The organism is Alienimonas chondri (assembly GCF_013036045.1).
GTDB lineage: Bacteria > Planctomycetota > Planctomycetia > Planctomycetales > Planctomycetaceae > Alienimonas > Alienimonas chondri.
Window position 1 is genome coordinate 40,666 of the sequence record NZ_WTPX01000014.1, and the last position, 14,747, is coordinate 55,412.

Consider the following 14,747-nt stretch of genomic DNA (forward strand, 5'->3'; position numbering starts at 1 on the left):
GAACTCATCACGGAGAGTCGCTGGGAGCGTCCGCGGCCTCCAGCAACCAGCACCAATTCGCTTCCGCGGGCGTGCCCAGATCGCGGTACACCTCCCACGCCAATTTCTTCGGTCCGTGCGGTTCAGCCGTGGTGGGCAGCCGTCGCAGGCCGAGCCGCAGCGGTCCCTCGTTCGGATGGTCGATCCAGCGGTGATTGTGAAACGCCTCGACGACGGTCAATTCACGGAGTCGGTCCCAGGTGTAGAGGAACGCGGCGGCCTGCGTGCGTTCGTGGGTCTCCCGCTCGGCCGGGTCGGTCGTCTCCGGCGTGTGAAATCCCTGCTCGGACAGCAACACGCCCCGCACCCTGCCCTCGCTTTCCCCCGACGCAGAAGCGCCCGGCGGGCGAAACAAGAGGTCCTCCCGGTGCAGGAATCGTTCGAGCACGCCCAGATTGCGGGTCGTGATCATCGGCGTGTCCTCCGCCTCGGTCGGTAGCGGGTCGCTCCACGGCGTGGGTCGCAGCAGGCTCTGCGGATAGGGGTGATAGGCGACGCCCCACTCGAAATCCCCTTCTTGGCGGGACAATGCCGCGAGGTCCTCGAGCAATCGCCTCGGCGCGTACGTTCGCCACGTGGGGTCGGCCGGTTCATCCCAGTAATGCGTCAGCGAAATGAACGTCCGGGCGTGCGGATCGTTCCGCCGGGCGAGGGCGTGCACCAGTCGCATCGCCCGGTAATAGGTCTCCAGATACCGCAGCGGGGGCTGTGCCCCCATGTTCGTCCACTGGACGCCGCGGTCGATTTCGTTGTGGAGGATCCAGTTGCTGATCCGACCGTGAAAGGCCCCCTGAGAACCATCGACCGGCCGCGAATACCGCTCGCTGAGCAGCGCCACGGCGGCCCCGTACGCGACGACGCCCTCGGGCGTGTCGAGGTTCGGCATCGCATAGATGCCGGCCCCGCCCGCCTCGGGATGAGCGAGGAGCCGGCCGAACTCGGTTTGCGTGTAGGGGATCAGCAGGATCGCGCTGAGCACGATGCCGCGGTCCGTCACGGCCTCGATCACTTCGTCGTATCGATGCAAGGCCTGATCGACGACGTACCACGTCCGCCCGTCATGCTCGAACGGCGTGCGTCCCGGTCCGGGTTCCGTTCGGAGGAACAAGTTGAGCGGGACGTTGATCGTGCCGTTGTGCAGGCCGAGATCCTCCCAGTCCGACCGCGGCCCCCGCTCCGTCAGCCCGCCCAGCCCCTTGATCGACCGGGGCGTCAGGCGTTCGAGCGGATGCCGAGCCGGGATCGACTCTGGATGGCGGGCGGCGCTTTGCAACGTCCAACCGTCCCCGTCCGGCGCCGACTCGGCGAGCGCCCAGCGGGACGTGACGCGATCCGTGCCGGCCTCGACCCGCGGCAATTGGAGATCGAACGGCCCCGCGGGCAATTCCGCGACGACCCGCACGCCGTCACCGGACACCGCGCGGGTCGATCGAATCCACGGTCGCAATTCGAGCAGCGTCGCCGGCCGATCCGTTCGTCCCGCCACCTCGATCGAATCGGCCCCGACCGAAACCCGCGGCGGGGCGGCGGGCGGCGGATCTTCCAACAGCGCCCGGATCGCGGCTTCGTCCCGCAGCTTCGCCGCCTTCGCCTCGGCTTGAGCGGCGGATGCACGTCGCTCCGCTTCGTTCGCAGGCCGGAGACGGATGCCACGCAAACCGATCTGCACGCCGGCCTGATCGCCGAAGTCCAACCGCAACTGGTTTGCCGCGAGCGTCCAACCGCCGCCGGAGGCGGTGACCAGATCGACGGTGAACGTCCGCCAGACCTGCGACGGCTCAAGCCGACCGGCGGAGAACGATTTGTCGGCGGTGATCGGCGACCCGTAGTAGATCCGCAAGTCGTTCACGCCCGCCGGGGCGCGATACTCGAACGTCAGCCGCGTGGCTTCCGGGCCGGCGAAGTCCGGGGCGAAGGGGGCCAGAAAGACGTACGGATCGTTGCCGGTGGTGGCGATCCTCACCCCGCCCTCGACCGCGGCGACGTCCGCGTCGTGGGCGGAGTTCGTCAGGACGGACAACGCCGCGCCCCCCTGCGGTGCAGCGACGGCGATGAGAAGCGGTACGAGCGTCGGGATCAGCATGCCGGCACATTACCCGAACGGCACGGCCGAATCCCGACGGAACAAACCGCGGCGACGCCGCGCACGAAGGCGGGACGCCCCGGCCATCGTCGTCGGTCAGGCCATCGCGCGCTGCACCGCGGCGCCCATGTCGGCGGGGCTTTCGGCGACTTCCACGCCGGCGGCCTTCAGCGCGGCGATCTTCTCTTCTGCCGTGCCGGACCCGCCGGAGATGATCGCTCCGGCGTGGCCCATCCGCTTGCCCGGGGGCGCCGTGCGACCGGCGATGAAGCCGGCGACCGGCTTGGTGACGTGCTCCTTGATGTACTCCGCGGCCTGCACCTCGGCGTCGCCGCCGATCTCGCCGATCATCAGGATGGCGTCGGTTTCGGGGTCGTCTTCGAACAGTTCCAGCAGGTCGATGAAGGTCGTGCCGATGATCGGATCGCCGCCGATGCCGACCGCGGTGCTCTGGCCGAGCCCGACGTTCGAGAGCTGCCAGACGGCTTCGTAGGTGAGCGTGCCGCTCTTGGAGATCAGGCCTACGCGGCCCGGCGTGTGGATATAGCCGGGCATGATGCCGATCTTGGCCACGCCCGGGGTGATGATGCCGGGGCAGTTCGGGCCGATCAGCCGGGACTTGGTTTTGGCGACGAAGTCGTAGGCCTTCACCATGTCCAGGACGGGGATGCCCTCGGTGATCGCGACGATCAAACCGCCGCCGCGGCTTTCGTAGGCGTCGGCGGACTCCATGATCGCATCCGCCGCGAAGGGCGGCGGGACGAAGACGAGCGAGCAGTTCGCCCCCGTTTCCTCGACGCACTCCTCCACCGTGTTCCAGACGGGGAAGCCGTCGACCTCGGTGCCGCCCTTGCCCGGGGTGACGCCGCCGACCATCGGCGTGCCGTACTCGCGGCACTGCTGGGAATGAAACAGGCCCGCCGACCCGGTGATCCCCTGCGTGAGGACCTTGGTGGCGGAGTCGACGAGAATGCTCATGCGGGCAGCGGTGCGAGTCGTACGCCGGACGGCCGGCGGGAGATGTGCGGGGTCGGGTGAGTCGTCGGCAGGCGAGCTAGGCGCTCGGTTCCTCAGGCACTGAGGGAGGCGACGACCTTCTGGGCGGCGTCGGTCAGGTCGGCGGCGGTGGCGATGTCCTTGCCGCTGTCGGCGAGCATCGTGCGGGCCTGCTCCACGTTGGTGCCTTCCAGCCGAACCACCAGAGGCACGGTGATGCCGACCTTGTCGTAGGCTTCCAGCAGGGCTTCGACGACGTAATCGCACCGCATGATCCCGCCGAAGATGTTGACGAGGATCGCCTTGACGTTCGGGTCGGCGAGGATGATCTCGAACGCCTCCGTGATCGCCTCGACGCTGGCGCCGCCGCCGACGTCCAGGAAGTTCGCCGGCTCGCCGCCGTGCAGTTGGATGAGGTCCATCGTGCTCATCGCCAGCCCGGCCCCGTTGACCAGGCAGCCGATGTTGCCGTCGAGTTTCACGTAGCTCAGCCCCGCCTTGCCGGCGCGGATCTCACTGTCGTCCTCTTCGGTCAGATCGCGGTAGGCGTCGAGGTTCTTGTGGCGATAGAGGGCGTTGCCGTCGAAGCTGACCTTCGCATCGAGGGCCACCAGGGCGCCTTCGCCGGTGACGACCAGCGGGTTCACCTCCGCCATGTCGCAGTCGGAGTCGAGGAAGAACCGCACCAGTGCCGGCAGGAACTTCGCCGCGGCGCGGACAGCCTTCCCTTCGAGGCCTAACTGGAACGCCAGTTCCGTCGCCTGGAAGGCGTGCAGGCCGTAGCCGCCGTCGACGGCGACCTTGAGGATCTTCTCCGGCGTGTGCTCGGCGACGTGCTCGATGTCCATCCCGCCCTCGCTGGAGGCGATCAGGATCGGCGTGCGACGATCGCGGTCGACGGTGACGGCGACGTACAGCTCCGTGGCGATGTCGAGACCTTCCTCGACCAGCAGCGTGTTGACCCGCTTGCCCTCGTCCCCGGTCTGGATGGTGACGAGCGTGGAGCCGAGCATCCGGGCGGCGTTCTCCTTGGCCTCTTCGGCGGACTTCACCAGCACGACGCCGGCTTGCTCCGGGTGCTCTTGGAATCGGCCCTTGCCGCGACCGCCGGCGTGGATCTGACTCTTCACGACGGCCAGCGGGCCGCCGAGTTCGCCGTACGCCGCGGCGACTTCGTCGGCCGAGGTGCAGACGATTCCGCGGGGCGTGGGCACGCCGGCGTCGCGGAACAGTTCCTTGGCCTGATACTCGTGGATCTTCATGGCCGCAGACTAAGCGAGCGGCCGCGGGGGCGGAAGCGTGCCGAGAGGACGACCGGCGGGCGTCTGTGATCCCACCGCCTCCCAGCGTGCGGGGCCGAGGGATCGGCGCCTCCGTCGGCGCCGGCGACGCGGTAAAACGGTCCGTCGATTTTCGACGGATTCGGGTGCGACCGGGAAGCGCCGCGATGACCGCGACGTAGCGCTTCGGGGCGTCCAACCGTCGCGGCGCCCTGCCCGCTTGCCTCCGAGACCGAGCTCTCCCCATGCCCGCCGCCAGCCCGTCACGCCCCAAGGTTCGTTCCCGCGCCAGCCTGCTGATCGCGATCGCGGTGGTGGGCGCCGTGCTGCTCGCTGTCGCCGCGGCCGTGGGCGGCCGCCTGTTGTGGGAAGAGTCGTATCGCACAATCGACTTCCCCCCGGATCCGACGTTGGACGACCGGGAGAATCTCATCGGGCAGTGGGTCGTGCGAGAGGCCACGCTCGCCGGGCAGCCGGCGCCGAGATTCGTCGGCCGAGGGGTCGCCTTTACGGAGGACGGCCGGCTGTTAATGACGGACGGCCCCCGGATCGAACGGGGCGTGAGTTTTCCGTTCCAGGTCGAACCGAGCGACGAGCCGCTGACCGGATCCGTGAAATACGGCACGCAGCCAGCCGGTTCGATCCTCCCGAGTCCGGTGACGTCACTCCTGTACCGGTTCGAGGACGGCGGTCTGACGCTCGTGGGAAATCCTCGCGGCGGGGCCGCGCCGACGGAGTTCTCCAGCACCGCGAAGAACGGCTATCTCGTGCGACGCCTCAACCGCATGGAATAACGCTCCGTCGTCGTCCCTCGATTCGCAGCGTCCGGGTCCGGTTCGCCCGCGGGCCAGCCTCCATGCTTGTCGAAATGCTTGTTGAACGATTGGGGGCGCTTGCGTGCCGGCGGCGAGAGAATCGACATGGACCTCGGAACCGATCACGATTTGAGGCTTTCGCTCGGCCCGTAGAGAGGCCGCGTTCGACTTCGCTCCGCATCGCCTCCTCTCTCCCGCCGCGATGTCGTTCACGACGCTCAGCTTCGCCCTATTCTTCCCGGGCGTGTTTGCGGCGTACTGGCTGCTGCGGTCCGTGCGGCGCCAGAACTAGTTGCTACTCGGGGCGAGCTATCTGTTCTACGGCTGGTGGGACTGGCGGTTCTGCGGCCTGCTGTTCGCCACCAGCCTGATCGACTATCTGATCGCGGGGCGCATCGCCGCGGAGGAGCGTCCGCGGCGTCGCCGATGCTGGCTGTGGCTGAGCGTCGGCACGAATCTCGGCGCCCTGGGGTTCTTCAAGTACTACGGGTTCTTCACGGACTCCGTGCGGGCGGGGTTCACGGCGCTGGGGTTGGAGACGTCGTTGCCGACGCTGTCCGTCGTGCTGCCGGTGGGAATCAGCTTCTACACGTTTCAGTCGCTCAGCTACGTCGTCGACGTCTATCGCGGACGGCTGGAACCGGCGAAACGGGCAAGCGATTACCTCGTCTACGTCGCTTTCTTCCCCCAACTGGTCGCGGGGCCGATCGAGCGCGGCAGCCATCTGCTCCCGCAGTTCCTGCGGCCGCGGCGCTTCGATCCGGCGTGGGCTGCGGAGGGGGGGCGGCTGATCCTGTGGGGCCTGGTGCAGAAGCTCGTGTTGGCGGACAACCTCGGCCGGTACTTCGTCGACCCGACCTACGACTCCCCCGAGGGGCACGGCACGCTGGTGCTGGCGTTCGCCACAGCGTGTTTCGCGTTTCAGATCTACTGCGACTTCGCCGGGTACTCCAACATCGCGATCGGCCTGTCGCGAACGCTGGGGTTCGATCTGATGCGGAACTTCGCCTACCCCTACTTTTCCCGCAGCCCCGCTGAATTCTGGCGGCGATGGCATATCTCGCTGTCCACTTGGTTCCGCGATTACCTTTACATCCCCCTCGGCGGGAATCGATGCGGACCGGGGCGACAGGCGTTCAATCTGCTGTTCACCTTTCTGGTCAGCGGGCTATGGCACGGGCCGGCGTGGACGTTCCTCGTGTGGGGCGGGCTCAACGGGCTGGGCGTGCTGCCCTCCCTGCTGCCGAGTTCATCCGGCAACAGTCGATCCGGCGGCGGGCCGGACGAACCGCCCTGCGGCCGCGGCTGGCTGCCGTCGATCACGGATGTGGTACAGATGGGCGGGACGTTCGCGTTCATCTGCCTGACGTGGGTCTTCTTTCGCAGCGAGACCTTCGCAGACGCCTGGGTCGTCCTCACCGGTCTGACGCAGCCGGAAAACGGCTTGGAAGAGTTGAAGAGCGCCGGCACGATCAGCGGGTACTGGTCGCTGCTGCTCGCGGCGCTGCTGGCGGGCTATCTGCTATGGGAGTGGGCGGCCCGCGAACGGCCGTTTCCCCTGTCGATCGGCGACTGGCCGGTTTGGGTTCGCTGGCCGGTGTACGTCGCGTTGGGTTGGACGATCATTTTGATGTACCCGCAGGCCAGCGGGGCGTTCATTTACTTCCAATTTTGAGGGAGCCTTGCCGATGGTCGCCCCGCCGCCCGCCGCCGATGCGTCCCGCCCCGTCGGGATCCGTCGGTTCCTGCTCAAGGTCGGACTGTTCCTCGCCGTACAGGCGGCGAGCGTGTGCGGGCTGATCGTCGCCGGACAAGACGACGACCCGTATTTTGCCGCGTACGCACAGAAGCGAACGCTCGCCGAGACCGCGCCGGGGCCGCGCGTCGTGCTGGTCGGCGGATCGAACCTGGCGTTCGGCGTGGACTCCGTGCGCCTCGGCGCAGCGGTGCGACGCACCCCAGTGAACCTGGGGCTCAACGCCGGGTTGGGGCGCCATTTCATCCTCGATCAGGCGGCCGCGTCGGTCAAAGAGGGGGACCTGGTGATCCTGTCCCTGGAAACCGGGCCGGGCAATCAGGCGACCGTGATGAACGATCTGCTCTTGCTGGAGCCGACCGCCGCCAGACATCTGAGGCTGCCGGGATGGAAGACAGTCGGCGATACGGCGCTGGAGTACGTCATGCTCAAGGCCCGCGGCGGCGCCCGTCGGCTCACGTTGGACTCCGAACGAGAACGTGGCTATCGCGGCTCCGGATTCGATCAGAACGGCGATTACGTCGCCCATCGGACGATTACGCCGGACCCGAACCGCGTGCTGGTCGGCATCGCCGGAGCGACGCCCCCCGAGAAGCTGGAGCACGTCGACGCATTCGCCCGGACGGTGCGGGAGGCCGGCGCGACGCTGGCTGTGGTGCACCCGCCGGTGCCTCGGCGCCGCTACCTGGAGCACAAAGCAAACCTCGACGCCTGGGATCGCTCGCTCCGCGAACGGCTCCCCGTGCCGGTCCTCACGACCCCGGGCGATGCAGCCCTGCCGGAAGAACTCTTCTACGACACCGCCTATCACCTGACGGGACCCGGGATCGAACGTCGCACGACCGCGCTGATCGACCTGCTGACCGCTGCGGGTCTGGCCGAGCCGCCGACCGAGCCTGGCGCCGAGCAGCAGCGCTGACGGACCGAATACGCCGTCACTTCTTCCCTCTGCGTTTCCTCTTGGACGGCCGTTTCTTTTTCGGCGTCCGTCGACGGTCAGTCCGGGACGGGCCGTCCAGCGCCTTCGCGAGTTGCGCGAACGTCAGCCGGGTTAGCAAACGCTCGACCTGAGGATGGTTCGGGGCGACGTCTTCGCACAACTCGTAGTCTCTCTCCGCAGCGTCGTAATCGCCGATCGCCGCGTGATATTGGCCCATGAGGGCATGAAAACCGATGAACTCGCTGACGTGAAAGCGTCCTTCCCTCTCCGGGTACAACCACGCCAAGGCGAGGCGCCCCCCGAAGACGTCCGGGAACTCGTCCAGGCGATCGGCCGCGATCAATTGGCCGGCGTAGTTCAGACGGGCGAACAGATAATCGGGGAAGAGGCGGTAGGTCGCTTCGATTTCGGCCGCGGCCTCTTCACCGCGGCCCGCCGCCTGGAGGGCGACGGCGAGGAAGTTTCGCAATGGCGGATGGTCCGGGTGGCGTTCGATCAGAGTTCGGATCTCGTCGAGCCGGTCCGCTCCCTCCCCCGCAACCGCTGCGGCGCCGACAGCCTCGATCGCCGCCCGCTCGGCCGGCGGCAGCGATTCGTCGTACTCCTCAAAGATCGGCTCTTCGGTCACCTCGTACTGCACGAGGTGAATCTCTGTCGGTTCCGCCCCTTTGCCGCCGGGTGCCCCGCGGTCGCGGGGGCGGGTGGGCGCCCCCAAGGCGGCCGACGGGTACCGCTCCCGCCGCTCCGGCAGCATCCATTCCCAATCCAGTGGCGAGAGGTCCAGACCCTCCCGGAGAATCCTCGCTTTGTTGTACATCGTCGCGGGCGAGACGCCGCAGGCCTCGGCGACCTCCTCTGCCCGCATGTGCGGATCCTGCGACGGGTCCGTCAGGAAGTTGAGCGAGCCGACGCTGTAGATCACCCCCGCCGCCCAGCTTTCGGGCTTCCCGCGTCCGACCGGCGAACCGTCCTGACAAAGTGCCGCCGCCATCGTTCGACAGAGATCGCGGTAGCCGTCGCCCAGGCGCGCTTCGCACAGGGCGTCGGTTCGCTCGACGATCTGTAGAAACCGCGACCGTAGCCGGAGCGGAACCTCGTCCAGCAGCGAACCGGCTTCGTCCGATCGGTCTGATCGGTCGTGCACTGGCATGGGCCCGTCGTGCTAAAACATGGGTCAGGGGCGACCGGGCCTCACACCCGGATCGTTTGCGCTCGATCCGGGCCGACGCCGACGTAGGTCAACTTGGAACCGAGCAGATCCGCGATCGTTTCGAGGTAGGCACGGGCGTCCGCGGGGAGATCTTCGTAGCGGCGGCAGGCCGTGGTGTCGTCCGGCCAGCCGGGCAGCGTGCGATAGATCGGGGTCGCCTCGGCGAGGTCTTCGGCGTGGCTGGGGAAGTCGGTCGTGCGTTCGCCGCGGAGCGTGTACGCCTCGCAGATCTTCACCTCGTCGAAGCCGTCCAGCACGTCGAGCAGGCTGATCGCCAGCGCGTCCACGCCGGACAGCCGAGCCGCGTAGCGGGCGGCGACGGCGTCGAACCAGCCGCAGCGACGCGGGCGGCCGGTGACGGTGCCGAACTCGTTGCCCCGGGTGCGGATGCGTTCGCCGGTGGAATCGTCCAGCTCCGTGACGAACGGTCCGCCGCCGACCCGCGTGCTGTAGGCCTTCACCACGCCGAGCATCGTGTCGAGATGCCGTTCCGGCACGCCGCTGCCGGGGTGCACGCCGCAGCCGGAGCTGTTTGAACTGGTGACGTACGGGAACGTGCCGTGGTCGATATCCAGCATCGAACCCTGTGCGGCTTCAAACAGGATGTTCTTCCCGGAATCGACCGCATCCAGCAGGAACGACGTGGTGTCGGTGATGTACGGACCGAGGCGTTCGGCGAACGACAGGTAGCGGTCCGCGATCTCCATCGGGTCAAAGGGTTCGAATTCCCCGTTCCCCGAGGAGGCGGCCATCGCCCCGAGCAGGCCGTTCTTGAAGGCGCAGACTTCTTCGACCCGCCGACGGAATCGATCCGGTCGCAGCAGATCGCCGGCCCGAATCGCGTGGGTGCGGCCGGCCTTGTCGCGGTAGCAGGGGCCGATGCCGCGGAGCGTCGTGCCGATTTTTTCCTGCCCGGCGTCGCCGCGGTCGGTTTCGAGGGCGGCGTCTTCCGCGATATGCCAAGGGAAGATGAGATGGGCGCGGTCGGAGATCAGCAGCCGCGTCCCTTCCGGGGGGACGGGTCCGCCCATCGACTCGTTCGCCCGGTCGATCTCGCCCAGCAGCGCCGCGGGGTCGAGCACCACGCCGGTCGCGATCACCGCGGTCTTGCCCGGGTGCAGCACGCCGGCGGGCAACAGGCTGAGTTTGAAGGTCTTGCCGTCGAACACGACCGTGTGGCCGGCGTTGTTCCCGCCCAGATAGCGGCAGACGACGTCGTGGGCGTCGGTGAGGACGTCCACGAACTTCCCCTTCGCTTCATCCCCCCACTGCAAACCGATCACGCTGGTGGCGGGCATCGGGACGAAACTCTCGGTGGGGTCGCGGAACGGATTGGGAACGACGCGGACGCGCCGCGCAGCAACGCCCCAGCGTAACGACCGCCGCCCGGTCCGTCACCGCGGACCGATCACCGCGGCTCCGTCACCGCGGCTCCGTCACCGCGGCGGGCGACGTTCCAATTGGTCCCGCATCCGCTCCCGCAGTTGTTCGATCTGCTGCATTTGCAATTCGGTTCGATCCCCGTTCGCCCGCTCCCGGTCGAGGAGCTGCTCGACCCGATCGAGCGCTTGCACGCGCAGCGCCTCCCGACGCAGCGCTTCCGGCGAACGGTCCCGCCGCACCTCGCCCGCGTCGCGGCGGAGCGACGGATTCACGGGGCGAGCGTCCGCCGCCTCGCCCGTTGCAGCGTCGTCCGTCGGCGTGCCGTCCGCGGCGTCGGCCTCTGGAGCCACGCGGTCTCCGGCCTCCGTCAGACGCATCCGCCAGTGCTCCTGCAACTGATTGTTGTTGTTCCACAGGTGCAGTACGTCGCCGGCCGGGGTCACGGCGCTCTCCTCCAATTCGTCGAGGACCGGAACGAGCGCCCGCATCAGTTCGCGGCCGGTTTGTTTGTCGAGAGCGACCAGTTCCACCTCGGTCAGTTCGCCGCGGCCCGCGTCCGTTTCCGCCGTGAGCAGCGTGACGAACGAGGCTCGATCCAGCCCGTCCCACAGCAGTTCGGAGCCGGAACCGTCGGTCCGCCACAACCGACCGCCATCGCGGTCGAAGACGTCGATCGTCCCGCCGACGGTCAGGGTGGAAAGTCGATTGATGCTGTAGCGACGGGACGTGCCGCGGGTCGGACGGGCGGCGATCAACACGCGGTCGGCGTCCGCGATCGCGGCCAACGAGGCCCCGCCCGTGTTCACTCCGCCCAACGTCACGGAGGCTCCGGTGCGGAGATCGACGAGCAGACCTTCCTCCTCGTCGTCATCGTCGGGACCGTCGGGGGAGACGATCACGCCGATCGGCACGCCGGCGCCGGGCAGGACGATCAGTTTCGCCTCCCCGTTGACGCCGCGAGTCCACAGCGGGCGATCGTCGCCCGGATCCCACGAGGTGAAAAAGTACCCGCCCCCCGGGCCTTCGAAGACATGCACGATCCCCGCCCCGGCGACCGCCAAGGCTTTCGTGACGACGTCCAGCGCCCGCTCCGCCGTGGGCAGCGGAAAGCCGTCCCGAGCCGCCAGCGCCAGCCCCGGCGGGCTGGCGCTGTTGCCGGGGGCGACGATCACGGCGGTGGAGGTCGCGATCGCGGTCGCGTTTTGCGGTTCCAGCCGACGCCGCAGCCAGATCGTTTCGCCCGTCAACGCGTCCAATGCCGTTAGGGTTCGATCGTCCAGGACGACGACGATCTCCGCGTTGGCGGCGACGACGCCGCTCCGAGGCCGCTGATCGCCGGACCGTGCCCAGCGAGCGGCCCGCTGCATGATCTGCGGCGCCTCTTCCGAGGAGGCGGGAACGCCTAACGCGAGCTTGCCGGAGCTGTACGGCGCGGCCCCCTCGACGGGGCGATTCCAGAGCGTAATGCCGGTCTCCGGGTGCACCGCCCCGACGGCGCCGCGGGTCACGGGGAAGATCACCCCGCCGGCCGATCCGACGGCCATCCGCCCGGTGGGCCTGCGGTAGGAGGTGGACAGGCCCATCTGGACCAAACCGCGAATCTGGTTGAACTGCTGCACGGTGCTGGAGGTCACCTGCCCCAGCAACGGGAACCGCGCCGCGACGGTCGTTCGCCCGCCCGGGGCGCCCGCGTCCAACACGTCCAGCCTCGCCCCGTCCGTCGAGACGGCCAGCACGTGCGATTGGAAGAACGGCCGCAGCGTCGCCGGAGCCGGCAGCAGCGTCGGCGGAGTAATCTGCGAGTCGCCCGGAACAGCCTCGGCGACGACGGACCTCAAACTGTCTCCCGCAGACTCCGGCGGCGCCTCCCGCAGACTCCCCAGCGCCTTCTCCGCCCGTTCACCGACGGAGTCGCCGCGGGCGTCCGCGAGTCGAATGAGCGTTAGCTCCCCGGCGGCCGCGGTCTCCCGCGACCCCAATGCGTTCTCGGCCCAGGTCAGCAGTCCCTCTGCCACCGCGGGATGAAACGACAACAGCTCCGCGGCGGGGGACGAGGGGCCGCTCACACCGTCGGCGTCGGACATCAGATCCGCGGCGAGGTCGTCGACGGCCTCACGGCCGGCTTTCTCCACGTCGGTCGCGTGGTCGGCGCCGCCGGCTTCCCAGATGCCTCGCAGCTGCCGGGAGACCGCTCGGCTCAGACGGACCTCCGCGTCCGGTTCGGGGGCGACCGGCTCGGCGGCGGGCGGCGGCGGTTCGTCGTCTCCCGCGGCGGGAACGAGGGGGTTGTCGTCTGGCACGGCGCCCTCGTCCAACCGGGCGCCCATCAACTCCCAGAGGGCCGTGACGGCCTTGGCCGGTTCGCCCCGCGACCGCAGCCGGTCGGCTCGCAATCGATCCGCGGCGATCACGCGGGCGGGGGTATCGGCCAGCGCGGAGAGCCGATCGAGCAACTCATCCTGTCGATCCGGTTCCGGCAGCGGGCCCTCGGGGAACCCGAGGATCGCGTCCCGCAAAGTACCCCGCAGCAGGGCGCGATATCGCTCCGCGTCCGCGGGGGACAGCCCCGCCGGCGTCTCTCGACCCGCGGAGCCGTCGCCGTGGATCGCGTCGAGCTTCGCCAGCACCTTCGCCGTCTCCCCGCCGGTGCGAAGCAACTCCGCTTCCCGCAGCATCAAGAGAGCGTCTTGCGACTCGGGAGCCTCCGCGGCCGCGGCCAGATCCGCCGCCAAACCGGCCCGGTCCTCAAAGCCGACGAAGCCGCTCGGCCCGACGCTGATCAGCCGCCCCGCGGAGACGCCCAGCGCTCCCAATCCGCGAGCCGGCCCGCCGGCGTCGGTCCGCCAAGAGACTTCCGCATCCTTCCCGGTCACGGCATCCACCGAGACCAACGCCCCGCCGGACACCGGCAACAGCAGCCGGTCGCCTGCGACCAACGGCATCCCGCTGGGCCGCCCCAGCTCCGGCGGCAACGTGTAGGTCCAGACCCGGGTGGAGCCATCCGTCAGCGAGACCGCGGCCAAGCCGTTCGGCCCGACCAATACTAAGGCGCCGTCTTCCGTCTTGCCGGTGGCCTCAAAGAGCGCCGGGGGAAGCAGGGCCGTCATCGCCTTCCAATCACGCCTCCGCCGTGGCCGCCAGAGGCGTTCGCCGGTCATCAGGTCGAGGGCGTACAGCCGGTCTTCGCCCGGCGGGGCGAGGACCACGCGATTGTCCAACACCAATGGGGGACCGGGACGCCAGTAATCGGCGAGGCCATCCCGCGGAGAGGCCGAAATGACCGCCCCGCCCCGCCAGATGCGCTGCCCTTCCAGATTGCCGACCTCCGGTTCATAGACCCGTTCCACCCACAGCACCTCTCGGGTCAGTCGATCGATTCCCGCGACCCAGCCCACCGTGGTGGGCACGACGATCACGCCGTTAGAGACGGCGCACCAGGCGCCCCATTCCGCCCGGACGGGGTCGGTGGTGATCGTCGATTCGGCCGCCGCCACGTTGCGGTTCCAGCGGGGGCGACCGGTCGCGGGGTCGAGACAGAACAGGTTGATCTGACGAAGCCCCTCCGCCGCGACCCGTTCCGCAACCAGGAAGAGATCTCCCCCGTCGACCACCGGGGCGCCGAGCGGTCGCCAGCCGGCCAGCGGCAGGTCGAACGGTTCGTCCCGAAAAGTGCCGCCGATCTCCCAATCCAGTCGCCCGGTCTCGATCCGGTACGCGACGAGACGGACCGGCCGGCCCACCTCGCCCAGAATCCGCCCGCTGTAGTTCGTCGGGACGCCGGGCGTTTCTTCATCGGCTTCGAGCAGGAAGACCCGGACGCCGTCGGTCGATAGCTTGCCGAAGGACGCCTCGCGGTACACGGCGGAGATCGTGTCGTTCTGCTCCGCTTCGTTTTGAGTGTTTCGACTGCTGTAATAAAGGATTCGCGGTTTCGCCCCCCGGACCGCCAAGCCGGACTCGCGGCTACGCCACTGGATTTCGCCGGTCTCCGCATCCGTGGCCACGACGCCGGCGGTGGTGCGGGCAAGCGTCAGATGCCTGCCGCCGACCGTCACCGTCAGCGGCTCCCAAACCGGCAGCAACGCCGCGTCGCTGCGCTGGAGGCGGTCCACCGCTTCCCGAAACTCTTCCCGTTCGCCCGCATCGGCGATGATCGGCGTCGTCCAACGCGGCACCAGCAACGGTTCCTCGATCAGCGCCGGATCGACGCCCCCCGCCGCGCTGCGGGGCGGGGCGGGCGAGGCC

The 14,747-nt window shown here is 68.7% G+C and carries 9 protein-coding genes; 3 read left to right on the forward strand and 6 right to left on the reverse strand.

Going from position 1 to position 14,747, the window contains the following annotated elements; all coding sequences use genetic code 11:
• Positions 1-7: 7 nt before the first annotated feature.
• From LzC2_RS03740 to sucC, 3 genes are all read right to left on the reverse strand, one after another.
• A complete protein-coding gene (locus LzC2_RS03740; RefSeq protein WP_171183906.1) occupies positions 8-2,122 on the reverse strand; it encodes a DUF5722 domain-containing protein in 2,115 nt (704 codons plus the stop codon).
• A gap of 96 nt (positions 2,123-2,218) precedes the next feature.
• Positions 2,219-3,100 carry a succinate--CoA ligase subunit alpha gene (gene sucD, locus LzC2_RS03745; RefSeq protein ID WP_171183908.1) on the reverse strand — a complete coding sequence of 294 codons (882 nt, stop codon included), beginning with the start codon at positions 3,098-3,100 and terminating at the stop codon, positions 2,219-2,221.
• 92 nt (positions 3,101-3,192) lie between these two features.
• The gene (gene sucC / locus LzC2_RS03750) at positions 3,193-4,380 is read right to left on the reverse strand and encodes an ADP-forming succinate--CoA ligase subunit beta (protein WP_171183910.1); all 1,188 of its coding nucleotides are present in this window, start codon (positions 4,378-4,380) and stop codon (positions 3,193-3,195) included.
• Between the two features lie 263 nt (positions 4,381-4,643).
• On the opposite strand from sucC, the gene LzC2_RS03755 reads away from it, so the two are divergent.
• The 3 genes from LzC2_RS03755 (at position 4,644) to LzC2_RS03765 (ending at position 7,888) form a co-directional block, all read left to right on the forward strand.
• Positions 4,644-5,192, forward strand: coding sequence for a hypothetical protein (locus tag LzC2_RS03755; protein ID WP_171183912.1), 549 nt, complete (start codon positions 4,644-4,646; stop codon positions 5,190-5,192).
• 313 nt (positions 5,193-5,505) lie between these two features.
• On the forward strand, positions 5,506-6,888 hold the full coding sequence (locus tag LzC2_RS03760) for an MBOAT family O-acyltransferase (protein ID WP_171183915.1): 1,383 nt from the start codon (positions 5,506-5,508) through the stop codon (positions 6,886-6,888).
• 13 nt (positions 6,889-6,901) lie between these two features.
• Entirely contained in the window at positions 6,902-7,888 is a 987-nt protein-coding gene (locus tag LzC2_RS03765; RefSeq protein WP_171183917.1) for a hypothetical protein, read from the forward strand.
• A 16-nt stretch (positions 7,889-7,904) separates the two neighbouring features.
• Here the strand turns inward: LzC2_RS03765 and LzC2_RS03770 are convergent, their stop codons facing one another.
• The 3 genes from LzC2_RS03770 to LzC2_RS03780 all read right to left on the reverse strand — a co-directional run.
• Entirely contained in the window at positions 7,905-9,059 is a 1,155-nt protein-coding gene (locus LzC2_RS03770; RefSeq protein WP_171183918.1) for a DUF6398 domain-containing protein, read from the reverse strand.
• 41 nt (positions 9,060-9,100) lie between these two features.
• Positions 9,101-10,417, reverse strand: coding sequence for an adenylosuccinate synthase (locus LzC2_RS03775; RefSeq protein ID WP_171183921.1), 1,317 nt, complete (start codon positions 10,415-10,417; stop codon positions 9,101-9,103).
• A 138-nt stretch (positions 10,418-10,555) separates the two neighbouring features.
• The coding region (locus tag LzC2_RS03780; protein ID WP_171183923.1) for an outer membrane protein assembly factor BamB family protein at positions 10,556-14,747 on the reverse strand (4,192 nt) is incomplete at its 5' end.

Excerpts from the sequence above, each read along its gene's own strand:
- LzC2_RS03740 (WP_171183906.1), bottom strand. The coding sequence starts at position 2,122 with ATGCTGATCCCGACGCTCGTACCGCTTCTCATCGCCGTCGCTGCACCG.
- sucD (WP_171183908.1), bottom strand. The coding sequence starts at position 3,100 with ATGAGCATTCTCGTCGACTCCGCCACCAAGGTCCTCACGCAGGGGATC.
- sucC (WP_171183910.1), bottom strand. The coding sequence starts at position 4,380 with ATGAAGATCCACGAGTATCAGGCCAAGGAACTGTTCCGCGACGCCGGC.
- LzC2_RS03755 (WP_171183912.1), top strand. The coding sequence starts at position 4,644 with ATGCCCGCCGCCAGCCCGTCACGCCCCAAGGTTCGTTCCCGCGCCAGC.
- LzC2_RS03765 (WP_171183917.1), top strand. The coding sequence starts at position 6,902 with ATGGTCGCCCCGCCGCCCGCCGCCGATGCGTCCCGCCCCGTCGGGATC.
- LzC2_RS03770 (WP_171183918.1), bottom strand. The coding sequence starts at position 9,059 with ATGCCAGTGCACGACCGATCAGACCGATCGGACGAAGCCGGTTCGCTG.
- LzC2_RS03775 (WP_171183921.1), bottom strand. The coding sequence starts at position 10,417 with ATGCCCGCCACCAGCGTGATCGGTTTGCAGTGGGGGGATGAAGCGAAG.